General features: G+C 41.5%; 22 protein-coding genes and 1 pseudogene. 15 read left to right on the top strand and 8 right to left on the bottom strand.

Annotated elements, in window-relative coordinates:
• Positions 1-208 precede the first annotated feature (208 nt).
• Positions 209-1,183, top strand: coding sequence for a tRNA dihydrouridine synthase (locus ACYH0L_RS03435; protein ID WP_482354361.1), 975 nt, complete (start codon positions 209-211; stop codon positions 1,181-1,183).
• Between the two features lie 109 nt (positions 1,184-1,292).
• Positions 1,293-1,742: pseudogene (locus ACYH0L_RS03440) on the top strand (SMI1/KNR4 family protein); the annotation flags it as partial.
• Between the two features lie 90 nt (positions 1,743-1,832).
• Here ACYH0L_RS03440 and ACYH0L_RS03445 read toward each other — a convergent pair.
• A complete protein-coding gene (locus ACYH0L_RS03445) occupies positions 1,833-2,591 on the bottom strand; it encodes a MurR/RpiR family transcriptional regulator (protein ID WP_099727347.1) in 759 nt (252 codons plus the stop codon).
• Positions 2,592-2,739: 148 nt separating this feature from the next.
• Here ACYH0L_RS03445 and ACYH0L_RS03450 point away from each other — a divergent pair, with 148 nt between their 5' ends.
• Both ACYH0L_RS03450 and ACYH0L_RS03455 read left to right on the top strand, forming a co-directional pair.
• Positions 2,740-4,329: an alpha-glucoside-specific PTS transporter subunit IIBC gene (locus tag ACYH0L_RS03450; RefSeq protein ID WP_099727346.1), complete on the top strand. Its 1,590-nt coding sequence runs from the start codon at positions 2,740-2,742 to the stop codon at positions 4,327-4,329.
• Positions 4,330-4,346: 17 nt separating this feature from the next.
• Entirely contained in the window at positions 4,347-5,675 is a 1,329-nt protein-coding gene (locus tag ACYH0L_RS03455; RefSeq protein WP_099727345.1) for a 6-phospho-alpha-glucosidase, read from the top strand.
• A 114-nt stretch (positions 5,676-5,789) separates the two neighbouring features.
• On the opposite strand, the gene ACYH0L_RS03460 is transcribed toward ACYH0L_RS03455, so the two are convergent.
• Complete coding sequence (locus ACYH0L_RS03460) at positions 5,790-6,161, bottom strand: hypothetical protein (RefSeq protein WP_099727344.1); 372 nt, start codon at positions 6,159-6,161, stop codon at positions 5,790-5,792.
• Between the two features lie 184 nt (positions 6,162-6,345).
• Here ACYH0L_RS03460 and ACYH0L_RS03465 point away from each other — a divergent pair, with 184 nt between their 5' ends.
• Both ACYH0L_RS03465 and ACYH0L_RS03470 read left to right on the top strand, forming a co-directional pair.
• On the top strand, positions 6,346-6,783 hold the full coding sequence (locus tag ACYH0L_RS03465; RefSeq protein WP_327925333.1) for an Rrf2 family transcriptional regulator: 438 nt from the start codon (positions 6,346-6,348) through the stop codon (positions 6,781-6,783).
• A gap of 64 nt (positions 6,784-6,847) precedes the next feature.
• A complete protein-coding gene (locus ACYH0L_RS03470; RefSeq protein ID WP_482354362.1) occupies positions 6,848-7,768 on the top strand; it encodes an NAD(P)/FAD-dependent oxidoreductase in 921 nt (306 codons plus the stop codon).
• Positions 7,769-7,778: 10 nt separating this feature from the next.
• Here the strand turns inward: ACYH0L_RS03470 and ACYH0L_RS03475 are convergent, their stop codons facing one another.
• On the bottom strand, positions 7,779-7,985 hold the full coding sequence (locus ACYH0L_RS03475; protein ID WP_099727341.1) for a hypothetical protein: 207 nt from the start codon (positions 7,983-7,985) through the stop codon (positions 7,779-7,781).
• 113 nt (positions 7,986-8,098) lie between these two features.
• On the opposite strand from ACYH0L_RS03475, the gene ACYH0L_RS03480 reads away from it, so the two are divergent.
• Complete coding sequence (locus ACYH0L_RS03480; RefSeq protein WP_099727434.1) at positions 8,099-8,746, top strand: DUF3885 domain-containing protein; 648 nt, start codon at positions 8,099-8,101, stop codon at positions 8,744-8,746.
• A gap of 36 nt (positions 8,747-8,782) precedes the next feature.
• On the opposite strand, the gene ACYH0L_RS03485 is transcribed toward ACYH0L_RS03480, so the two are convergent.
• Entirely contained in the window at positions 8,783-10,111 is a 1,329-nt protein-coding gene (locus ACYH0L_RS03485; protein WP_099727340.1) for a 6-phospho-beta-glucosidase, read from the bottom strand.
• A gap of 205 nt (positions 10,112-10,316) precedes the next feature.
• On the opposite strand from ACYH0L_RS03485, the gene ACYH0L_RS03490 reads away from it, so the two are divergent.
• Complete coding sequence (locus ACYH0L_RS03490) at positions 10,317-11,048, top strand: MurR/RpiR family transcriptional regulator (protein ID WP_099727339.1); 732 nt, start codon at positions 10,317-10,319, stop codon at positions 11,046-11,048.
• Positions 11,049-11,061: 13 nt separating this feature from the next.
• Here ACYH0L_RS03490 and ACYH0L_RS03495 read toward each other — a convergent pair whose 3' ends face one another.
• Entirely contained in the window at positions 11,062-12,264 is a 1,203-nt protein-coding gene (locus ACYH0L_RS03495) for an MFS transporter (protein WP_410610335.1), read from the bottom strand.
• Between the two features lie 145 nt (positions 12,265-12,409).
• Here ACYH0L_RS03495 and ACYH0L_RS03500 point away from each other — a divergent pair, with 145 nt between their 5' ends.
• Positions 12,410-12,889, top strand: a complete 480-nt coding sequence (locus ACYH0L_RS03500; protein ID WP_099727337.1) for an aminoacyl-tRNA deacylase — start codon at positions 12,410-12,412, stop codon at positions 12,887-12,889.
• A gap of 32 nt (positions 12,890-12,921) precedes the next feature.
• Here the strand turns inward: ACYH0L_RS03500 and ACYH0L_RS03505 are convergent, their stop codons facing one another.
• Entirely contained in the window at positions 12,922-13,830 is a 909-nt protein-coding gene (locus ACYH0L_RS03505) for a LysR family transcriptional regulator (RefSeq protein ID WP_482354363.1), read from the bottom strand.
• A gap of 104 nt (positions 13,831-13,934) precedes the next feature.
• Here ACYH0L_RS03505 and ACYH0L_RS03510 point away from each other — a divergent pair, with 104 nt between their 5' ends.
• On the top strand, positions 13,935-15,137 hold the full coding sequence (locus ACYH0L_RS03510; RefSeq protein ID WP_482354364.1) for an MFS transporter: 1,203 nt from the start codon (positions 13,935-13,937) through the stop codon (positions 15,135-15,137).
• A gap of 99 nt (positions 15,138-15,236) precedes the next feature.
• Here ACYH0L_RS03510 and ACYH0L_RS03515 read toward each other — a convergent pair whose 3' ends face one another.
• Complete coding sequence (locus ACYH0L_RS03515) at positions 15,237-16,316, bottom strand: DUF3900 domain-containing protein (RefSeq protein WP_099727334.1); 1,080 nt, start codon at positions 16,314-16,316, stop codon at positions 15,237-15,239.
• Positions 16,317-16,514: 198 nt separating this feature from the next.
• Positions 16,515-16,664: a DUF1540 domain-containing protein gene (locus ACYH0L_RS03520; RefSeq protein ID WP_099679841.1), complete on the bottom strand. Its 150-nt coding sequence runs from the start codon at positions 16,662-16,664 to the stop codon at positions 16,515-16,517.
• A gap of 352 nt (positions 16,665-17,016) precedes the next feature.
• On the opposite strand from ACYH0L_RS03520, the gene rfbF reads away from it, so the two are divergent.
• Genes rfbF through ACYH0L_RS03545 form a run of 5 tightly spaced genes read left to right on the top strand, consistent with a single transcriptional unit; the run spans position 17,017 to position 21,798 of the window.
• Positions 17,017-17,781, top strand: a complete 765-nt coding sequence (gene rfbF, locus ACYH0L_RS03525) for a glucose-1-phosphate cytidylyltransferase (RefSeq protein WP_482354365.1) — start codon at positions 17,017-17,019, stop codon at positions 17,779-17,781.
• 4 nt (positions 17,782-17,785) lie between these two features.
• Positions 17,786-18,757 (top strand): GDP-mannose 4,6-dehydratase, encoded by a 972-nt coding sequence (locus ACYH0L_RS03530; RefSeq protein WP_142353659.1) that lies wholly within the window; start codon positions 17,786-17,788, stop codon positions 18,755-18,757.
• 12 nt (positions 18,758-18,769) lie between these two features.
• Positions 18,770-19,681 carry a putative nucleotide-diphospho-sugar transferase gene (locus tag ACYH0L_RS03535; RefSeq protein ID WP_099727331.1) on the top strand — a complete coding sequence of 304 codons (912 nt, stop codon included), beginning with the start codon at positions 18,770-18,772 and terminating at the stop codon, positions 19,679-19,681.
• Positions 19,678-20,868: a glycosyltransferase family 2 protein gene (locus ACYH0L_RS03540; RefSeq protein WP_099727330.1), complete on the top strand. Its 1,191-nt coding sequence runs from the start codon at positions 19,678-19,680 to the stop codon at positions 20,866-20,868. Before ACYH0L_RS03535 ends, ACYH0L_RS03540 begins: the two co-directional genes overlap by 4 nt.
• Positions 20,869-21,798 carry a putative nucleotide-diphospho-sugar transferase gene (locus tag ACYH0L_RS03545; protein WP_099727329.1) on the top strand — a complete coding sequence of 310 codons (930 nt, stop codon included), beginning with the start codon at positions 20,869-20,871 and terminating at the stop codon, positions 21,796-21,798. It abuts the gene before it with no gap.
• Positions 21,799-21,858: the final 60 nt, after the last annotated feature.

The following is a 21,858-nucleotide window of genomic DNA, read 5'->3' on the forward strand; positions in this document are numbered from 1 at the left end:
AAAAACATCGATATCGGGATATTTTTATTTTCATTTGCCCTACCAGCACCATAAAAACAATATTTTCAACCCGTATTTCATCACTAAAATTACTTTTTTGCAATTTTGCCCGGTTCATATTAAAGTATATAATGATAAAAATTGCTGAAAGAATTTATAGATGGACATGCCCTTTAGGCGCTATGTCATGAGAGGAATTGGATGAAAGATGAGTAAAAATTTCTGGCGTGATTTACCACGGCCATTTTTTATATTAGCACCAATGGAAGAAGTGACAGATGTTGTGTTTCGTCATGTTGTGAGTGAGGCGGCGAGACCGGATGTGTTTTTCACAGAGTTTACGAATAGTGAGAGCTATTGCCATCCTGATGGCATTCAAAGTGTGAAAGGCCGTTTAACGTTTACGGAGGATGAACAGCCGATTGTTGCTCATATTTGGGGAGACAAACCTGAAAACTTTAGACAAATGAGCATTGGAATGGCGGAATTAGGATTTCAGGGGCTGGATATTAATATGGGTTGTCCTGTACCGAATGTGACACAAAACGGGAAGGGCAGCGGATTAATTCTTCGTCCTGACGTTGCGGCAGAGCTGATTCAAGCTGCGAAAGCAGGTGGATTACCTGTCAGTGTGAAAACAAGACTTGGCTTTACAGAGGTTGATGAATGGCGCGGATGGCTCAGACACATATTGGAGCAAGACATTGTGAATTTATCGATTCACCTTCGCACAAGAAAGGAAATGAGCCAAGTGGATGCGCATTGGGAGCTCATTCCAGAGATTAAAAAGCTTCGTGATGAAGTAGCACCACATACCCTTTTGACCATTAATGGTGATATTCCTGATCGACAAACGGGCTTAAAGCTCGCTGAGCAATATGGAATAGACGGAGTGATGATTGGGCGTGGGATTTTCCATAACCCATTTGCCTTTGAAAAAGAGCCGAAGGAACATACGAGCGATGAATTGCTAGGTCTTTTAAGATTACATCTTGATCTCCATGATCAATACTCCTCATTAGGTCTGCGTCCGTTCAAGGCGCTTCACCGCTTCTTTAAGATTTATGTCAAAGGATTCCGAGGAGCAAGTTTCCTAAGAAATCAATTAATGAACACATCATCAACAGATGAAGTGCGTGCGATGCTTGATGAATTTGAAGCGAGAAATAAAGAACAATCATGATGAAAAAAGAGGAGGGAGAGCCCTTCTCTTTTTTCTTTGTAATAGGACTATTAAACTAGTTTAAATAAATGGTAAGATGAGATAGAAATGACATTTGGAGGTATTTATATTGAAACCATTCTGGGATAAAGACAGAGAAAGCGATGAAACATTTAAGAAAATCAATGAGAAAGGAATTGCAAAAGCTGAAAAGAAGCTAGGCGTCATCCTGCCGGATACATATAAGAAACTGATCCTTGAACAAAATGGCGGATACACCCTTCATAACGCCTATCCGACGGACCAGCCGAATGGGTGGGCAGAGGATCATGTGCAATTTGATCATTTAAGAGGGATTGCCAAAGGCGAAGGCATTATGGATAGCGATTATTTAATAGAAGAATGGGAATTGCCAAAGGGGCTTGTGCTCATTTATGGGGATGGGCACACGTGGATTGCGCTGGATTATAGAGAAACAAAGGAGCATCCGCCAATTCATTACTTTGATCTAGAATATGAGACGGATTTCAAATTAGCGGATTCGTTTGATGAACTGCTTGAGGGGCATTATACTGCTGAATAACATTAAGCAGTCATCACTTATTGCAGAAAAATATTTTGGTGTTTTTTGAGAGAGACGAAAGAGTCTCTCTTTTTTGTGAAGCAATATTCAATCTTTCAATTGGTTCCATTTCCACTCACTAAATTTCCTGACGATAATATCTGCCACAATATAAAATGGCAGAAAGCTTGAGTTGTCCACTTTGTTATACAAGGGAAACGGGGTGCTGCTTACATAGATGTTAAACATGGCATTTTGTGCAAGGAAGTTATTTCTCAATGTGGTCATACTGATAAATTTGATATGTCTCGTTTTTACCAATTGAATGATTTCATCTAAATTCTTCGATTCGCCTGATAAAGAAATGATAAATAAAAGATCATCCTCACCAAATTCAATGATTCCATCTGTTAAGTCTCGCTTACTTCGTAAAACTTGAGATTTCTTATGCAGCGACCATAGCTGTCGTTGTACATCATTGGCCAAATCGAGCTGTGCTGTTCCTGTACCATAAATATAAATATACGGTGCGCGATCAATCAGTTGATTTAATTGATGAAAGTCCAGCTGCTCCATATATTTCCTTGTCTGCTGGATATCTTGATCGAGCAGCTTCATTAAATCTTGTGTTGTTTCTTCAGTATGATTATTCAATTTCACATAAGACTTTAAGTCACTGTAGCCGTCGAACCCTATTTTCTTGGCAAGCCGATGGATGGATGAGATGGAAGTATGAGCATAATGAGCAAGATCCTGAATTTTCATGGTCTTCATTTCTTCAAGGTGATCGTGAATCGTTTTAATAATGTGCAGGTCATTCTTATTTAAATCTTCGAAGTATTCATTTACCAGCTTGTCCAATATCATGCGATGTGCCCTCCAACATGAAAATATTTTCTTCCTGTGAAAATATAATCTAATGTTACAACTTGATTTCTAAATACGTCAAACCTATTGGTTTTTGTAAGCGCTGCCTTTACAGTGGTCTTATGGATCAAACAAAGGGGTTATGCTTATGAATGCAATCAAGCGATTTGGCAGTGCTATGGTAGTTCCAGTCCTTTTATTCGCGTTTTTTGGTATTGTTGTAGGTCTTGCGACTTTATGTAAGAATCCAGCGATTATGGGGGAAATGGCCGCAGAAGGTACGATGTGGTATAAGGTTTGGGCACTGATTGAAAGCGGGGGATGGACGATTTTCAATCATATGGAGCTGGCATTTGTGATTGGCTTGCCGATCTCACTTGCAAAAAAAGCGCAAGCACGTGCTACGCTCGCAGCTTTGATGATTTATCTTGTGTTTAACAATTATATTCATGCTATTTTGACACTTTGGCCGTCTACTTTTGGTGTTGATTTATCGCAAGGTGTCGAGAACGTAGCAGGAGTAAAAGAAATTGCGGGTATACCTACACTGGATACAAGTATCATTGGTGCGGTGATGATATCTGGAATCGTCATTTGGATCCATAATCGTTTTTATGATCAAAAACTGCCTGAAATGCTCGGGATTTTCCAGGGGCTTGTCTTTGTTGTCATCATCGGATTCTTTGTGATGATTCCTATTGCTTTTATCGTGGCTTTTGTATGGCCTTATGTTCAGCAGGGAATTCAATCTCTCCAAGGGTTCATGTCACAGTCTGGTTATATTGGTGTCTGGCTGTTTCATTTCTTGGAAAGGGTGTTAATTCCCACAGGACTTCACCATTTTATTTATACACCTTTTGAGTTTGGTCCAGCGGCTGTAAATGGAGGGTTAAAACCATATTGGATTGCTCACTTAAATGAATTTGCGACCTCAACTTCCAATTTGAAGGATCTTTATCCATACGGATTTTTACTGCATGGAAATATAAAGATGTTCGGCTGTTTAGGGATAGCTCTAGCCATGTATTTTTCTACCCCGAAAGAAAACAGAAAAAAGGTTCTGGCATTGGTATTACCCGCCACATTAACAGCGGTATTTGCCGGAATTACAGAACCACTTGAATTTACATTTCTATTTCTCGCGCCTTATTTATTTGTCATACATGCACTTCTTGGAGCCACCATGGTGACAATCATGAATATGTTTGGTGTTGTCGGAATGATGGGTTCAGGGCTTATTGAGATAGCTGCATTGAACTGGATTCCGCTCTCTTCAAATCATGGAGGGATTTATCTGATCCAAGCAATGATTGGACTTCTATTTACAGCAATGTATTTTGTCATATTTAGATGGATGATTGTGAAATTTGATATTCCATTACCAGGACGAAAACATGAGGAGGAGACGAGGCTATATACAAAACAAGATTATGAGAATGCTCATAAAAAAGCTCATGACAAAAAGGAAGCGCCCGTTTATGCGTCTGAGTATGAAGAGAAAGCCGTTTATTTCTTAGAAGGCCTTGGCGGTAAAGAAAACATTAAAGATGTGACAAACTGTGCCACGCGTCTGCGTATTACAGTGATTGACCCTAGCTTGGTGAAAGATAGGGAATACTTCACAAAAAATAAACGGGCACATGGAATGGCTAAGAGTGGTCAAAGCATTCAAATCATTGTTGGCTTAAGTGTACCGCAAGTAAGAGAGTCCTTTGAGACAAAACTTTCATTAGATTGAAAAAGGAGCTGGATATCATGAAAAAAACATTTAATATTACTATTGCTGGAGGCGGAAGTACATTTACGCCAGGGATCATTTTGATGCTGTTAGACTATCTAGAGGAGTTCCCAATTCATACAATTAAACTCTATGATAATGATGAAACTAGACAAAAGACAATTGCAGATGCATGTGAGATTATGTTAAAAGAACGAGCACCAGAAGTGCGACTACTGGCAAGTACTGACCCAGAAGAAGCTTTCACTCAAGTCGATTTTGTGATGGCACATATCCGTGTTGGCAAATATGCAATGCGTGAATTAGATGAGAAAATTCCATTGAAGCATGGAGTCGTCGGACAGGAAACATGCGGTCCAGGTGGAATAGCTTATGGAATGCGGTCCATTCCAGGTGTATTAGAACTTGTCGATTATATGGAAAAATACTCACCTGAAGCTTGGATGTTAAACTATTCTAATCCTGCAGCGATAGTAGCAGAGGCAACTCGTAAGCTAAGACCGAATTCCAAAATTTTAAACATATGTGATATGCCAATTGGCATCGAAGAATTGATTGCAAAGAATTTAGGCTTATCTTCACGAAAAGAACTGGAAGTAGATTACTATGGTTTGAATCATTTTGGCTGGTGGACAGATATTCGAGATAAAAAAGGAAATAGCTTAATGCCTGAGGTCATTCAGCATGTAAGCCAGCATGGTTATGCAACAGATGGAACATCTGAACTAGAACAGCAGAAGAGCTGGAACAGCACATTAAAAAAAGCCAAAGATATTCAAGCACTTGATCCAAAAACAGTACCGAATACGTATTTGAAATACTATCTATTTCCAGATGAAGAAGTGGCACATGCAAATATAGCGTTCACACGTGCCAATGAAGTGATGGAGGGGCGAGAAGCCTTTGTTTTTAGTGAATGTCAGACCATCATTGATAAAGGAACTGCAAAGGAAACAAAGCTGACCATTGATGAACATGCTTCTTATATCGTTGATTTGGCAAGAGCCATTGCTTTTAATAAAAAGGAACGGATGCTAATGATTGTAGAGAACAATGGCGCAATCAGGAACTTTGACCCAACAGCCATGGTCGAAATTCCTTGTATCGTTGGCAGCAGCGGTCCAGAAAAATTAGTGGTTGGAGAAATTCCTAGATTTCAAAAAAGTCTCATGGAGCAGCAAGTTGGCGTAGAAAAATTAGTAGTAGAAGCATTTGAAGAAAGCTCCTATCAAAAACTATGGCAGGCCATCACATTATCGAAAACGGTGCCGAGTGCTAAAGTAGCAAAAGATATTTTAGACGACTTAATTGTGGCAAATCAAGCATTTTGGCCAGAGTTAACATAACATGAGAATAAGCAATATGGGCGTGATAGCGCTCATATTGCTTATTTGTTTTTTCAATTGATGTATTGTGATGGAGAAGAAAAGACCCCCTTACCAAAAGGGGGCTCCATTTTCTTACTCTGCACTCTCCTCAACCTCACGGCTATCTTCTGTTTCACCAATATAAATTGGGCCGTTTGCGTGATCGACTCGGATTGGCCATTCGTATGGGACTTGCAGGCGTCTGGCGATGGCTCTCCAGAATTTTGTGGAATCGAGTTCGAATTCTTGGAAGTCTTTTAATAATTCTTTGTAAGATGAGCCATCAAATTGAATGTACATGTCTTGCAGACGCATGAATGCGACATGTCTCACTTCTAGTGCTGCCGCAGCTTCCATTTCTTCTTCTGTTGCTTCTCCGATGATTGTACCTGCGGGCGGAAGCATGTCGTATACGTTGAATTCCTCTTCTTCTTCGTGTGCTGCATTGTGCTGTTGATCTGACATTTTTCTTCACTCCTTCTAGTTTTCAATCAAAACTTTATTCCGTGCTTACTTCTATTATCGGAAGGAAATGTGAAATGTGGAATGAAAAGAGGAGCAGATCCACAACACTTGCTTTTTTCTCTTGAATCATCTATGATCAATTACAGATATAAAAGGTCTATAATAGATAGAAAGGAGCTTCCTCATGAAATATTCTAAAGCGACCAACTATGCGCTGCATACGATGGTGTTTTTAACTCTTGCGCCAAAGGGCAAAGCGATTGGCGTTGAGCCTCTTGCTAAGATGCAAGATCTTTCACCTACCTATTTATCCAAAATTTTAACAAAGCTTGTGAAGGCGGGATTGATTGAATCAACGCCTGGTGCAAAGGGAGGATACACCATTATCAAACGAAAGGAAGACATTTCGTTTTTAGATGTCATTCAGGCTGTAGAAGGACAAACGAATTTATTTCACTGTTCCTTAGAGCATGAGTCTTTAATGTCTCACGATGGTTGTTTGATTGAACAAGTCATGCAGGATGTTGAAACAAAAATGCAAGAAACCCTCAGTCAAAAACGTTTAATTGATATTGCGAACCAAATTGAGCAGACAGAAAAAAATCCATTTCTCAAGATGTGATTTTTTTGAACCTATTATAGATATAAAGAGTCTTTAAAGTCTTTAATAAAAAGGAGAGATTCACATGTTAATAGATTGTGCCATTATCGGAGGCGGACCAGCTGGATTAAATGCAGCACTTGTTGTGGGAAGGGGCAGAAAACAGGTCATCGTGTTTGATGACGAGCAGCCAAGAAATCGAGTGACACAGGAATCACATGGTTTTATTACAAACGATGGAATGACACCGTTTGAGATTAGACAAGCGGGAGAGGCAGATCTTCAGACATATCCTAATATCCAAATGAAACGAAGTAGAATTGTTGATATACAAAAGAAAGAGGACCGCTTTACGTTACTGACACAAGAGGGGGATACGGTTGAATCAAAAAAAATCATATTGGCAACAGGACTTCAGGATATGTTACCAGAGATCAAAGGGATTCATGATGTGTATGGAAAGACGTTGTTTAGCTGTCCTTTCTGTGATGGATGGGAATTAAAGGACAAGGCACTTGCGCTCATTGCAGAGAATCAACGTGCCTTGCATATGGCTAAGCTTCTTTCAAATTGGACAAAGGATTTGATCGTGTTTACGAATGGACAACAAGTGTTAGCTGAAGAGGAAAGGGTACTTCTTTCGGCGCATTCTATTCAAGTCATTGATGTGCCAATTGTGTCGATCGAAAATGACAATGGGCAGCTGTGCTCTCTTCAACTTGCGAATGGGGAGAGAGTAAAAAGAGAAGGCGGGTTTGTAGCAAGTGATTTCAAGCAGTCAGCCCCATTTGCCGAAAAGCTTGGCTGTCAAATGACGAAGAATGCGGGTATTGAAACAGATATCCTTGGACGCACATCCGTCAGCGGTGTATTTGCATGTGGTGATAATTTAGGCGGTCCTGCTCAGCTAGTTCTTGCAGCAGCAGCTGGCAGTCAGGCAGGAATGGGCGTGATTCATGAGCTTGTACAAGAGGCGTTTCAAGAAAAAGAAAAAACATCTCTATGAAAAGAGATGTTCAAAGATGAGCGGTTTTTCGTTTTGATAGGACGTGAGCTGTCCATTCGACAAGAGCGTAAATGACAAAGAAGATGATGATCCAGCTGCTGGCATCGACCCATACATTGGTGACATGAATGATGTTCGCCTGATCAAGTCCAGCCTGAATCCACATCGTGATCAATGCTGTGAGAAACACGTGTAAAAGCCATTTTGATTTTTTCAATTGGTCACACCTCCATCTCTTTCCATCATATAAGAAATGACAGTTCATTTCCAATTGTTTTTCTATAGGCTTCAATATTAAAATAAGAAATAAAACCAATGGAAGGACATTATATGAGCGATCAAACAGATATGTTTTTAAAAAATAATTTTCCTGATCTTTTACTAACGCCATCACTTTTTTACCAATGGCCCTTTGGACTTCGGTTTGAAGTGGCAGATTGGTCGATAGAAAAGGAAGCGGACGTGTTAGAGAAAGCAGGGGATCGTGCTTTTGAGATTGTGAAATATGCTTTTCATCCAGGGGACGACATGCTGCTTGTGACAGATGTGTATACAAAACATGCACATGAATTAACGAAACGTAAGCTCCTTGTCTATCAAAAATATGTCCACCGGCAAGTGCGTAACCGATTACGTCACGAGCCTTTGACCTATGTACGACCAGAACTAGAAGAAGCACTGAAATTAGAGAGATTTACACTCAATTGCCAGCTGCAAGATATTCGATTGCGCCCGCTTCTCCATGCCATGTGCCAAGAGGATTTCTATGCACCGAATCAAATCATGAAAGGAAAGCTTGATTATGAAATTTATCTCATCAATTTATCGAAACAGATGATTTTTCACTTATATGATGATCGAGGCTGTGATCTCATTGCGGCAGATCCTGAACGCCTACGCCCACTCTATGAAGGCTTACCGCACTGGCTATTAGACTATGATCACGCTCAGATGGACAGGCTGTTTGCAGGCAAATAAGAAAAACCGCACTTTCAACAAGTGCGGTGTTCCTTTTTAAGCTTCTACTGTATTGAAAAACTGAGGCAAATACTCTTTGTGTGCTTCTAGCATTTCATCTAGGATGCTTTTTGCGATGGCATCTGATGGGACAAGCGGGTTGATGGTCATTGCCACAAGTGCTGTGTTGTAATCGCCTGTAACGGCAGCTTCAGCGGCTACACGTTCAAAGGATTTAATTTGAGAAATCAGTCCTTTCACAGCGACCGGCATTTCACCAACAGCGATTGGTTTTGGGCCGTCTTTTGTGATGACACAGTTCAGTTCAACCGCAGAATCATTTGGAATGTCGCTGATGGCGCCATTATTGATCGTGTTCACAGGCTGAATGTCATGCTTGTCGTTATAAATCGAAGCAATCAAGTTACAAGCTGCATCACTGTAGTAGGCACCGCCTCGTTTTTCAAGCTGTGGCGGCTTGATATCAAGATCAGGGTCTTTGTAAAGCTCGAACAGGTCATTTTCTAGTGTACGAACGACTTCTGCACGAGTCCCTTCGTTCGCTGCTGCTTTCTTTTCTTCAGCCAGCATATCACTTGTTTTGTAGTAGTAGCGGTGGTACGGACAAGGAATCACGCCAAGACCTTTTAAGAAATCTGCATCCCACGGGATTGCTTGAATGTTGTTCATCGACATCGTGGAGTTTGGATCTGCCATATCTTCGATGACTTGATCCATGATGCTTTTGCCATCTAAGAACACGTTGAGTCCAAATACCATATGGTTTAATCCAGCAAAGCTGACTTCGACTCTGCTTGCATCTACATCCAGCCCTTTGGCGATACCCATGCGAATGCCGATTGGCACGTTACATAGGCCAACGACTTTGCGGTGGTTTGAATAGCGAAGAACTGCTTCTGTGACCATACCGGCAGGGTTCGTGAAATTCACTAGCCATGCGTCAGGGCATAATTCTTCAATATCTTTGACAATATCAAGAATGACAGGAATGGTGCGCAGCCCTTTGAATAAGCCGCCTGGACCATTTGTTTCCTGACCAATGACATCATATTTTAAAGGAATGCGTTCATCCTTCATGCGTGCTTCAAGCAGTCCGACACGGAATTGTGTTGTGACAAAATCAGCTCCCGCAAGCGCTTTCTTCCGGTCTAATGTTAAATGGACGTCGATTGGAAGTCCTGCTTTTTTGACCATTCGTTTTGCGAGGTCTCCAACGATCTCAAGCTTTTCTTTTCCTGCTTCAATATCGACGAGCCAAAGTTCGCTAATCGGAAATTCATCGTACCGTTTAATGAATCCTTCCACAAGCTCTGGTGTATAGCTTGATCCTCCGCCAATTGTGACAACCTTTAATCCTTTTGCCATGTTCTGCACCTCCGAATAATGTAACGCCCAATGTTATAATAGAGTGGAGCCAATTCTTATTCTTTTGTTTGTACATCTATAGCTTATCGTGAGAGTATCTAGCGCGTAAATGACTTCAGCGTCTTTAGGCAAGGGTGTCTCATTTAGAGATTTGTTACATAGGAGAAACACCTTGTGACATATTGTTGGAGAAAGGGGAAGTCAGATGTTTTCAAGTGAGGTCATTTCCAGCTTTAATGAACTAGAAAGCGCTTTATACCGATACATCATGGAAAACAGTGAAAAGGTCGTGTATATGAGAATTCGGGACTTAGCAGATGCTGCTCATATTTCCACCTCGTCTGTCCTTCGCTTTTGCCGAAAAGTGAATTGTGAAGGCTTTTCAGAGTTTAAAGTAAAGCTCAAAATGTATTTAGAATCAGAGCAAACACCTTCTTTGAAAAGCACCCAGCATTTTCTATATGAATTTATAGAACGAACACTCAAAGGGGACTTTGAGGAGAAAATCAAAGAGGCAGCAAGGCTCATTGCCGAAGCGAAAAATGTGCTGTTTATCGGGACTGGCAGCTCTGGCATTTTGGCGCAGTATGGGGCAAGGTACTTTTCGAGTCTTGAGAAATTTTCATTTTACATCAATGATCCGTTTTTCCCGATGAATATGCAGTATTTAGACAATAGTGTCACCATTGTGCTGTCTGTAACAGGGGAGAACCGTATTACGATTGATCATATTTCGAAGTTAAAACGAGAAGGAAGCACAATCATTAGTATTACAAACAATCAGCACTGCACGATTTCGCGAATTTCTGATTTAAATATTGCCTATTACGTCACAGATGAACGAGTGCACAGAGCCAATATCACCACACAAACACCGGTCGTGTATATATTAGAAACAATGGCCCGTGAGATGTTTGCGATGTTAAAAGAAAAGTAAAAGAGCCGCTGCATTAAACAGCCGCTCTTTTTTTCTGTCTCATAAAAGCGAGGATGGCAATACCGGAACAGACGAGCACAAACAGACCGCCTAACAAATACACAAACCGCGCTCCGAATGCATCTGCGATGACCCCAACAAAGAATATAGATAAACCGACAGATACTGAAGAAAGGACGTAGTGAGCGGAATACACCTTTGATAAATCATGGACTGGTGTTTCCGTTTGAAGAATGGTTTGCTGCGAAACATCCCGGATTTGATAGGCAGGTCCCATCAAAATACAAAGCAATAGAGCAAGCCACGGAAGGCTGTTCAGTGCAAAAAGAATGGTCAGGACTGCATAGATGAATGAACCTGCTGCCATAAAGAGGAGCAGCTGCTTTTGAATGAAACGACTCATCCACGCAGCCAAGAGCCCACCTATAATGGCGCCAGTATAATAAGCAGCATTGATAAAGCCCCACCAATCCTCACTTTCCTTTAAATCGTGTGTGACAAAGGCAAGCGTAATAGCCCCGATCCAAACAGCACCTGCTATATTTTCACAAACATCCATAAAGGTCAGGGTGCGAATCGTTTTATTTGTCCAAATAATCGCCCAGCCATCCTTGAAACTGTTCATCTTATTTGCTTTTCGATCTATGTCTTCTTGCTTGAGAAGAGGAAAAACAGGGATGAAAAACAAATAAGACAACACAATCATGAGACAAGTAATCCCCAGTAAATAAAATGGCCCAATCCACAAGACGAGCATTCCAGTAAACGAATAGCCGGCGATTTGAACCATTTGATGAAAAATGGAGGCTGTACTGTTCGCTTTCACAAGCTGATTTGCTGGCACAAGCATTGGCATGATGGCCTGTAATAAAGGACTGATGAATCCGCCTGTCATCGAAATCAACATGAGCGCACCAAACATCCAGACCATATGCTGCTGAAAGAAATGAAATTGGGATGTAAACACGATGAGCATCACAAGACGTAAAAGTGGGACCCATTTCAATAGACGATAGGTTTGAAAGCGATCTGTCAAAACAGGGGAGATGAGCCCAGCTAATAGCTGGCATAGCGTTCTTATTAGCGGAAATAGAGCCGCATAGGCAACAGATTGTGTATCTTGATAGATCACAAACGTGATCGTCATCACAAAAAGAATATCACTTAGCATGAGAAGGCTTTTACTGCCTGTATAAAACCAAAACTTGTTTCCCATATCAAACCGGCTCCTTTTCAAAAACAAGTTCAGTATAGCATGGGGATGAAGTGCCCAGAGGCTTTGCATTGAAAAATACATCTTAAGGATGAGATGATTGTGATAAGCTAAATGAAAGACACCGTAAGGAAAGGGGTTCAATCTAGTGAGAAAATTACCGGCACATGATTTTTTGGACAAGCTCGGCATCCCATATGACATCAAAACATTTTCTTCCGAAACAGAAAAAGGTGCAGCAAATGTAGCGGCAGCCCTTGGTTTTCGTGAAAGACAAATGATCAAAACATTGATCTTTGAAACAGGGGAAGGGGAGCAGCTGCTTGTGATGGTTGGCGCTGACCAGCATATCAAATCAGGAAAACTAAAGAAAGCGGCCGGCTCCCGTAATATCAAAATGGCTGCACCGGACACGGTTCTTGAAGTGACGGGCTATCGAATTGGTTCGATTCCGCCATTTTGCTGGCAGCCTGAAGGCTTCCGCACGATGATCGAAGCTTCGCTATTAGAAGAAGAGGTATTAGGAGTTGGAGCGGGCGAATGGGGAAATGAAATACTGATAACACCAGAACGATTAGTCAAAGCGGCCAAGGCTTTACCGTTTGACATTGTTCAGCCATCTGAATAGAGAAAGTGCCTGTTTCTTCAGCAGGCACTTTTTTAATTTGTTGCAGGAGTTGTAAACGGATCAATGTCTTTCATTTGCAGGAAGGCATTCACCGTCTTATTTTCTTCAAGATCATTCGCTCGTTTGCAGATAACAACAGGTCTGACGATTTCAATTCCTTCAATGTACACGCGCCCAATTTCTTTCCGTTCGAGACTTTTGTGAACAGCATCACGTGGAACAAGGGTGATGCCATAGCCTGCTTTGATCATTTGAATCGCTTCATGGACACCGCTGAATTGTAAATCAACGGTCGGTTTTTTAATTCCTTTAGAGGTAAAGAGAGAAAAGAGCTTTTCTCTTGTGGAACTGCCTTCTTCGCGCATTAAAAAAGGTTCATGGCTCAGGCGTTCAAGCGGGACGGTTTTTCCGTTCAATGGATGGTCCGCTGGGACAATAAAATCATAGCTTAAATGAGTCAAATGGGAGATGAGAATCTCCTCGTGGTGCAAATCTTCAATCACAGCGATGGCCACATCTGATTGATATTGAAGCAGGCTCTCTATGACTTGAGCGGAGTTTCCACTTTTCAATTCGATTTCTGTCTGTGGTGATGCTGTTTTAAAAGCAGCAAGCCAATCAGGCAGCAAAAAGTTGAGCGGTACGTAGGTAGAAGCGATTCGGAGTCTCCCTTTTTTTCCGCTTTGTAATAGTGTGATCTGATATTCTACTTCCTTTTCAGCTTCAAACACTTGCCGGGCGTAAGGATACAGAATTTTCCCCATCTCCGTGAGTGTAATTCCCCGGCCATTACGTTTAAAAAGGCGAAAACCGATCTCTCGTTCAATGCTCCTTAATTGAGCCGTCACAGCTGGCTGTGTCAATGCTAACACGTCTGCCGTTTGTGTGACGCCTTTTGTCTCTGCGACCTTTGCAAAAATTCGGAGGGCATGTAAATTCATTTTTGCACCACCTATCAATTATTTTGATGATTAAATCAAAAACATTCATTAGATTTATTATAAGGCATCCCTTATCGTAAAGGTAGCGAAGGAGGCAGGGAAAAATGGACCGTCGTCAAAAGCAAGTCGTCTCAATCTCGCTCATCACAGCGTTTGCACTTATTGGAGATTCAATGCTTTATGTTGTTCTTCCGATCTATTGGAGAGAGGTTGGTTTATCATCGATTTGGGAGGTCGGATTACTGCTGTCGATCAATCGATTCATTCGCATCCCTCTAACGCCTGTTGTTTGGTGGCTATACCGATATGTGCCAATGAAGACTGGCGTATTGATTGCTATCTTGATCGCCTCAGTGACAACGATACTATATGGTGTCAGCGGTTTTTGGCTGCTGCTGATCTGCCGCTGCGTATGGGGATTGGCATGGACTTTACTTCGTATGAGTGGAATGCGGTTGATTGCTGAAATGGATGAAGGCTCACAAGGCCATTTGACGGGTCTTTATAACGGGCTTTACCGCCTTGGCAGTTTATTCGGCATGTTATTTGGCGGCCTATTCGCAAGCTTCATCGGCTTCCAATCCATGACGCTCATCTTTGGTTTACTCACATTGCTAGGCTGCATTTTTTATGTGTCTTTGGATGATATTGAAAAGGGGCAAGGTAAAGAAGTGTATCTAGGCATTAAACAGAAGTGGTTTGCACGAGATGTAGTAAAAGTACTGCTGACTGGTATGCTTGTAGCACTAGTGATACAAGGTTTATTTGCTTCAACGCTAAGTCATGTGATTGAAGCAAAGATCGGTCATGGTGAATTTGCTCTTTTCGGTTATGTCATAGGCGCATCTGCTTTAAGTGGAGGGATTCAAGCGATCAGATGGGGATGGGAACCATTTGTAGCACCGAGAACAGGCAGATGGTTTGACAGGCTTGTGCTCAAGGAACGAAAGCTTTGCTGGATGTTTCTTTCGTTTGGAGGTCTCAGTATTCTTGCAGTCATGCTGAAGGTAAGTGGCTGGTTTCTTGTTATGTTGCTTTTGATCCAGCTGCTGTCAACGATCCTAACGACGATGACAGATACGCTTGCTTTTCAAAAAGCCTCTACTCAAACAGATAAGAACCGCTTCCTTGCAAGCTATTCCTTCGTTCAAGATATTGGTGCTGCTTTAGGACCTTTGTGCGGGTATACGATGATTCAATTTTTTGGATCGAGCAGCGTCTTCTGGCTGATGATCATCATAAGCTTACTGCTTTTAAGCATGTGGGCGGTAGGCGGCCGGCTACATGTCTCTTCTGATGCAGCGTAAAAAGTTTACGCTTTACGATGTTGATGTCAGCATATGCAAAAGCTGATATAAGTAATAAACTGCCTCATGCAGCTGAACGCAAGAGGCAGTGATATTCTCTTAATCTATGTCTGAATCGTATGCTTTTTGCGTCAGCTGGCTGACGACCTCTTTTAAGCCATTTGGTTTATGGAATTCAACAGGTGTGCTTCCTTTTTCGAATACGATTTGGTCTGCTTCAACCAGCACGACATATCGATTGTTGACCTTCGCAATATGGATTGAGTGGCCAAAGTCTGCTAGAAGACCTTTGATTTCCGTTTCCCCTAGACGCATTTTCATCGTGATATCAGGGGTTTGTTCAACAATGTGTGAAGCTGCTAACGTAACCTGTTCTGTATCAAGTCGTTCCCTGATCTCTCGTTTCTCACTCGCTTCCCATATTTCAAGGTCCTCTTCAAATTGTTTTAATTCTTCACTTTCATCCTGTAATGTTTCAAATACTTGTTCCTGCACCATATTCATGACCTGTGATTTCATGATTTCAGGCATTGATTCTCCGTATTCGACGAATTTTAGAAAGTCCTCAAAATAACGGGCGTGTGAGGACTGGTGAATTTTCACTTCTGCTTCCTCTGTCATGCCCTCTTCTGGCATAAACGGATATTGAATTGATTTCATGTTTTTGGTTGTAATGGCCATTTCGACTTTTCGAATCAAGGTAGATGTATCGGCGATAGAAGCGACTTTCTGTTCAAAATCGCATTTCATGATAAAGACAAAGGAGTCATCGAAATACTTTTTAGGAACCGCAGACGCAACTAAAAAAACGCCGCCTCTGACAGCACTTGTATCTAAATACGTGCGAACAAACTGTTCACTGCACTCATTAAATACTTCTTTTGAATCAGCAAATCTTGTCTGATGAAATAAATTATAGTTTGGATTTGAATCGAGCTCATGGCCCGGTTCTACAATGAAACGGCCAATTTTGGTCGGTACTTGTTCAGATTTAGGGTGTCTGTCCACTTTTCGTTTGACGATTTTTTTCAGCTCTCCGTCTAAAAAGTCCTTCAGCTCACTTTGTTCAAATTCCTCTTGGTCTAATGTTTGATAATGTTTAAATCGTTTATTTGCTTGTTCATCTTTGCCTTCGACTTCAACGACAAAGAATGATAGAAAACGCATCGTAAAATCCATTGATTGGTCACCACTTTTTCTTCTTCGGATAAGTTGAGTATAGAAAAAGGAGTGAAAATCGTCAACGAATGGAGAAATATCGTGTCATTATTTCCCGAGAAATGTTTATTGAAAAACACTTGATAATAATTATCATTCTTGATAGAATGATAAAAGAAAAGAAGGAACCTGCCAGTTCCTTCATCTTAGAAAAATGTATTATTTTGTTTCAAATGTTTCGCAATCAGTTTCTGCATTGCGAGTCACGTCAGTCATTGTGCTTTTACCAATTTTAATTGTAGAAGCTGTACAGCTGTTTTCAGCCCAAAAACGGCAAGAGTTCACTTCACAAAGTACGTTTTGTGCCATGGGAATTCACCTCCGTGATTCATATTGAGAATGAAGCAAGCTGCCACTTGAATTCATTCAATCTAGTAGTCTCTTTATAGAAAGAGGCTGTTTGTGCTTCCTATGCACGTGTTTATCATACCATCTACCCTGAAAATATACAATTTAAACTCCGAAAGAGCGAGAATACATATCTCGCTCTTTTTTATTTGTAAAAATAGTTAAATGCTAGGTGGCACCATCTCTCATTTCGACATATGAATAGAGTAGATTCAAAACCTGATGTCGGACAAAGTATGAGAATACATGTACTAATTTCCACATAAAGATAGGGTTTTCAATCAAAATCTTCATAGAGAGATGAGGGGAGAAGATGAAAGCAGTCATTCTCTGCGGAGGAAAGGGAACGAGAATGAGTGAGGTCACACAAGCGCTTCCTAAACCACTTGCTATGATCGGAGATCGGCCTATTCTATGGCATATTATGAAAATCTATCAGTATTACGGTGTAGACGAGTTTATCTTATTGCTTGGATATAAAGGAGAGAAGATCAAAGAGTATTTTCTCAACTACGACTGGCGGAATCACAGCATGCAGCTGGATATGTCGACAAGAGAAATGAAGCTTTTAGGGAAATCAGAAAGATGGAAAATCACCTTTTTAGATACGGGCGAGAATACGATGACAGGCGGACGTTTAAAACAGGTGCAGGACTACATTGGTGATGAGACATTTATGATGACGTATGGTGATGGGCTCGCCAATATCAATATGTTTCATTTGCTCAAGCGCCATCAAGATCTTGGGGCAGCTGCCACTGTCACGGGAATTGAAAAGATGTCACAGTACGGGACGCTGAAGGTGTATAACGGGATGGCACAATCCTTCTCTGAGAAGACAGACAGTATCGGGATGATCAATGGAGGATTTTTTGTGTTGTCTCCAAAGGTATTTGATTATTTGACAGACGATGATCAATGCGTGTTCGAAGCGGAGCCTCTTCAACATCTGGCGAATGATGGAGAGCTTGCGGTTTATGAGCACCACGGGTTTTGGACAGCAATTGATACGTATAAAAATCTGAAGGAAATCAATGGCATGTGGGCAGAAGGAAAACAACCATGGAAGGTTTGGTGACAGCATGAGCGGATTTTGGAATGGCAAGAACGTATTTGTGACTGGATGTACAGGGCTGTTAGGAAGCTATCTCGTCAAGGAATTGATTGATCAAGGCGCCAACGTGACAGGGCTTGTGCGTGATCAGGTGCCAAGATCGAATTTATATCAAGGCAGTCAATTTGAAAAGATGAATGTGGTGCAAGGCGCATTGGAGGACATGCAAACGATTGAACGTGCGTTAGGAGAATACGAAATTGATACCGTCTTCCATTTGGCGGCCCAAGCCATTGTTGGGGTCGCAAATAGACATCCTGTTTCTACATTTGAAGCTAACATTTTAGGTACATGGAATGTGCTGGAGGCGTGCAGAAGACAGCCGCTGATCAAACGAGTGATTGTGGCTTCAAGTGACAAAGCATACGGTGATCAGGAGCAGCTTCCATATGATGAAGAGATGCCGCTTAACGGGAAACATCCGTATGATGTATCGAAAAGCTGTGCAGATTTGATTTCTCACACATACTACAACACATATGGTCTTCCGGTTTGTATTACGCGATGCGGCAATTTATACGGAGGCGGAGATTTGAATTTTAACCGAATTATTCCGCAAACCATTCAGCTAGTTTTAGAGGGGGAGACACCGGAAATTAGAAGTGACGGCACTTTTATTCGTGATTACTTCTACATTGAAGATGCGGTCAAGGCCTATTTGCTGCTAGCTGAAAAAATGGAGGAAAAAGGGCTGGCAGGAGAAGCCTTTAACTTTAGTAATGAAATTCAGCTGACGGTCCTTGAGCTCGTGGATAAGATTTTAAAGGCAATGGGAAGCGATTTGAAGCCTCGTATTTTGAATCAAGGAACGCATGAGATTAAGCATCAATATTTATCGGCAGAAAAAGCGAGAAAACTGCTTGATTGGAAGCCTGACTACTCCATTGATGAAGGTTTAGAAAAGACAATTGAATGGTACCGCGAATTTTTTCAGAAATAGAGGTGTAAATAGATGAACAGCATATATTGTACGGTTCTATCAAGTGGAAGACTTTATCAAGCCATTGCGTTTTTCTTATCGTTGAAGCAAGTAGAAGATGATGCTGTCATCAAGACGTTATGTATGGATGATGCTGCATTTGATTTGCTTCGTCAAATGAATTTCCCACATGTCGATCTTGTTCATGTACGGGAGCTTGAAACGCCGGAGCTGCTAGAGAAAAAAGAGGAACGGGATGCGTCGGAATATTGCTGGACATTAAAGCCGATGTGGATTGAGAGGTTATTTGAACAGGAGAAGACGGAGGAAGTGACATATTTTGATGCGGATTTGTTCTTTTATGAGAGCCCGCAAGTCATTTTTCAAAACCAGCCGGATGCCTCTGTTTTACTATCGAGAGGAGATATTGTCATTCCAAGCTTTGATCCAGAGGAAGTGAAAATGCTTCAGAAGCTTTTAGGGCGCTATAACTCGGGCTTCCTACACTTTAAAGGAGATGAAGCCGGGCGGAAGTGTCTCAGCTGGTGGAAAGAAGAATGTCTAAAAGAATGCAAAAATGCACCGGGAGAAGGCAAGTTTGGAGACCAAGGGTATCTGGATCATATGCCGATGCTATTTGAAAAAGTAGAAGATATTAAAACAAAGGGCGTCAATATTGGTCATTGGAACTATGGGCAGCATTCCTATCGGGAAGAGAATGGGCGTATTCTGCTTGAGGATGGGAGCCCGCTCATTTGCTATCATTTCAGCGGCTTTCGAATCGTGAGCAAGGATCATATGCAGCAAATCCATGAAAAAGGGAGAAATGACTTGCCATTTTTCCAAGAAGCCTATCGGGAAATGCTTCGTCATGTGATTGAATCTGTGGAGCGAGTCAACCCAATGTTTAACGGCTATGCCAAACTCGAGGGGGATGACGCATGAACAAAAAGCCAAAGGTAAGCGTCATTATTCCAAGCTATAATGCGAAAGAGCGCTTAGAAGGCAGCCTCTTTTCCTTAACGCTTCAGGAAACGGATATTCCATTTGAGGTCATTGTCGCCGATAATGGGTCAACGGATGGCACGATGGAAATGCTCGAAAAAATTGAGGTGAACTTTCCGATCAAAAAGGTGCGTATCCCTGTCAATCAAGGGATTGCCAAGGGACGCAATCATGCCATTCGCGAAGCAGAGGGAGACCTGCTGATTTTCCATGACAGCGATATGCTGGCAGAGCCGAGGTTTATTCAGAAGCATAGAGAGGCGCATGCAGATCAAGAGGATCTCGTCATTTGCGGTGTGTGCTGGAAGCGGATCTATCGTTATTTTTACACAGCATTTGATGAAGATCACGTGAAGCGATTGAAAACACAAGGGCTGTATCAGCGGGAAATGAAGAACAAAACGCCTCTTTTATCAATGGAAGAAGTCGAAAATGGTGCATTTCTAGAGAAAAGTTTTGATTTGCAGTCTGAGTTTATTGATATCCTCAAAGACATCTTGCACACGTACCACTATGATTTAAGTTCTTATGAGCTGCCGTGGCGATTTTTCATTACAAATAACTCCTCAGTAAAGCGAAAGCATGTCATGGCACTGGGGATGTTTGATGAAAATATCGTTCGGTACGGGTTTGAGGATTATGATTTAGGGATTCGTCTGCATCAGCTTGGCCTGTCATTTGAGCTGAGAGAGGATATCATGAGTGTGCATCAGGAGCATCCAAGTAATTTAACGTCATTTGATGACATTAAATATAACATTTTGTATATGTGCGAGAAGTATAACAATATTGATTCCATTGATGTCCATTTGGCATTCTCTGGCCCGTTTTCTCACACGGTGACAAATGACATCGTGAAAGAAATTCGTCAGCTGCGTGAGAATCCGTCATTTGATGGTCTGTTATCTTATTTTTTAGAGCTGCTTCATTTGATCACAGAGCGGAATGTAGGCATCAAACGTGATCAAAAAGATGTGCTGACAGCAAAGCACTTTCCTTTGAAAAAGCTGTCAGAGACTGCGCAGCTTGCAAGGCAGGAATATGGCTGCACGGTTCTTGTGGAAGCAATTCAAAGGCTGACGAATGAGCTGTTATGCGTTGATTTGTTTCAAGTGGATGTGTTGTAGATGGCATCCTATCATTTTACAACCATTGTGTCGAATACCCATGTATTTAAGCTGCTCGCACTGATTCATTCACTTGAACAAACCGCCCATTCATTCAAGCTGTCTGTTTTATGTGCGGACCCTTTGGCTTACAAGGTGTTAAGTGAGTTCCCTCATCCGCATGTCCAATATGAACAGCTTGAAGACATTGAAGATGGTTCGCTGCGAAAGGCAAAAGGTGATCGTACGTTCCATGAGTATTGCTGGACGTTAAAGCCTGCCTTTCTACTCAAAATTCTTGAGTCCTCAGATGCGGATTATCTCGCTCATTTGGATACTGATTTGTATTTTTATCATGATCCAGGGGCGATATTTGAAGAGAATCCACTCGCTCATTTATTTTTGACGGATCATATGAATTCCAAGCGATTCTATCACTTTTATGAATTGTCCGGCCGCTTTAATACTGGTTTTGTAGGCTGTCGTAACACAGACGTTGCCAAACAGGCGGTAACGCAATGGAAAGTAAACTGCATTGCGCACTGTACAGTAGAAATGGATACGGAAAAAAAGACGTACGGAGACCAGCGGTATGTTGAAAGTTGGATTGATGATTTTGAAGGTGTCCATGTGGTGACATCTAAAGGGGCCAATGCGGCGATTTGGAACATTGAAAACTATAAGCTTTCCATTGTGGAAGGGGATATTTACCTCGACGAAAATCCTCTACTGTTCTATCATTTTTCTGCCTTTACGATCATTGATGAGAATACCTTTAATCTGAATTGGTATTACTATATGAAAGAACAAAAGCTTGTGGATCATCTGTATATTCCGTATGCCAATTTGGTTCATCAAAAAATTAAACAGGTGCAAGAGATATTTCCAGAATTTCAGCAAGGGTTTATTGCGAAGAAGCATGTTCCCGACACGCATTTTTATGAGATATGAAAAAACCGCTCATTATCTGAGCGGTTTCAGCGTGTAGATAAACCCTCGCATTCGGTGTCA

It is taken from the genome of Bacillus sp. MC1252 (assembly GCF_056838025.1).

What these genes read in the sequence shown, in the direction of transcription:
- ACYH0L_RS03435 (WP_482354361.1), top strand. Translation starts at nt 209, where the DNA reads ATGAGTAAAAATTTCTGGCGTGATTTACCACGGCCATTTTTTATATTA.
- ACYH0L_RS03445 (WP_099727347.1), bottom strand. Translation starts at nt 2,591, where the DNA reads ATGATATTGGACAAGCTGGTAAATGAATACTTCGAAGATTTAAATAAG.
- ACYH0L_RS03450 (WP_099727346.1), top strand. Translation starts at nt 2,740, where the DNA reads ATGAATGCAATCAAGCGATTTGGCAGTGCTATGGTAGTTCCAGTCCTT.
- ACYH0L_RS03455 (WP_099727345.1), top strand. Translation starts at nt 4,347, where the DNA reads ATGAAAAAAACATTTAATATTACTATTGCTGGAGGCGGAAGTACATTT.
- ACYH0L_RS03460 (WP_099727344.1), bottom strand. Translation starts at nt 6,161, where the DNA reads ATGTCAGATCAACAGCACAATGCAGCACACGAAGAAGAAGAGGAATTC.
- ACYH0L_RS03465 (WP_327925333.1), top strand. Translation starts at nt 6,346, where the DNA reads ATGAAATATTCTAAAGCGACCAACTATGCGCTGCATACGATGGTGTTT.
- ACYH0L_RS03470 (WP_482354362.1), top strand. Translation starts at nt 6,848, where the DNA reads ATGTTAATAGATTGTGCCATTATCGGAGGCGGACCAGCTGGATTAAAT.
- ACYH0L_RS03480 (WP_099727434.1), top strand. Translation starts at nt 8,099, where the DNA reads ATGAGCGATCAAACAGATATGTTTTTAAAAAATAATTTTCCTGATCTT.
- ACYH0L_RS03485 (WP_099727340.1), bottom strand. Translation starts at nt 10,111, where the DNA reads ATGGCAAAAGGATTAAAGGTTGTCACAATTGGCGGAGGATCAAGCTAT.
- ACYH0L_RS03490 (WP_099727339.1), top strand. Translation starts at nt 10,317, where the DNA reads ATGTTTTCAAGTGAGGTCATTTCCAGCTTTAATGAACTAGAAAGCGCT.
- ACYH0L_RS03495 (WP_410610335.1), bottom strand. Translation starts at nt 12,264, where the DNA reads ATGGGAAACAAGTTTTGGTTTTATACAGGCAGTAAAAGCCTTCTCATG.
- ACYH0L_RS03505 (WP_482354363.1), bottom strand. Translation starts at nt 13,830, where the DNA reads ATGAATTTACATGCCCTCCGAATTTTTGCAAAGGTCGCAGAGACAAAA.
- ACYH0L_RS03510 (WP_482354364.1), top strand. Translation starts at nt 13,935, where the DNA reads ATGGACCGTCGTCAAAAGCAAGTCGTCTCAATCTCGCTCATCACAGCG.
- ACYH0L_RS03515 (WP_099727334.1), bottom strand. Translation starts at nt 16,316, where the DNA reads ATGGATTTTACGATGCGTTTTCTATCATTCTTTGTCGTTGAAGTCGAA.
- ACYH0L_RS03520 (WP_099679841.1), bottom strand. Translation starts at nt 16,664, where the DNA reads ATGGCACAAAACGTACTTTGTGAAGTGAACTCTTGCCGTTTTTGGGCT.
- rfbF (WP_482354365.1), top strand. Translation starts at nt 17,017, where the DNA reads ATGAAAGCAGTCATTCTCTGCGGAGGAAAGGGAACGAGAATGAGTGAG.
- ACYH0L_RS03530 (WP_142353659.1), top strand. Translation starts at nt 17,786, where the DNA reads ATGAGCGGATTTTGGAATGGCAAGAACGTATTTGTGACTGGATGTACA.
- ACYH0L_RS03535 (WP_099727331.1), top strand. Translation starts at nt 18,770, where the DNA reads ATGAACAGCATATATTGTACGGTTCTATCAAGTGGAAGACTTTATCAA.
- ACYH0L_RS03540 (WP_099727330.1), top strand. Translation starts at nt 19,678, where the DNA reads ATGAACAAAAAGCCAAAGGTAAGCGTCATTATTCCAAGCTATAATGCG.
- ACYH0L_RS03545 (WP_099727329.1), top strand. Translation starts at nt 20,869, where the DNA reads ATGGCATCCTATCATTTTACAACCATTGTGTCGAATACCCATGTATTT.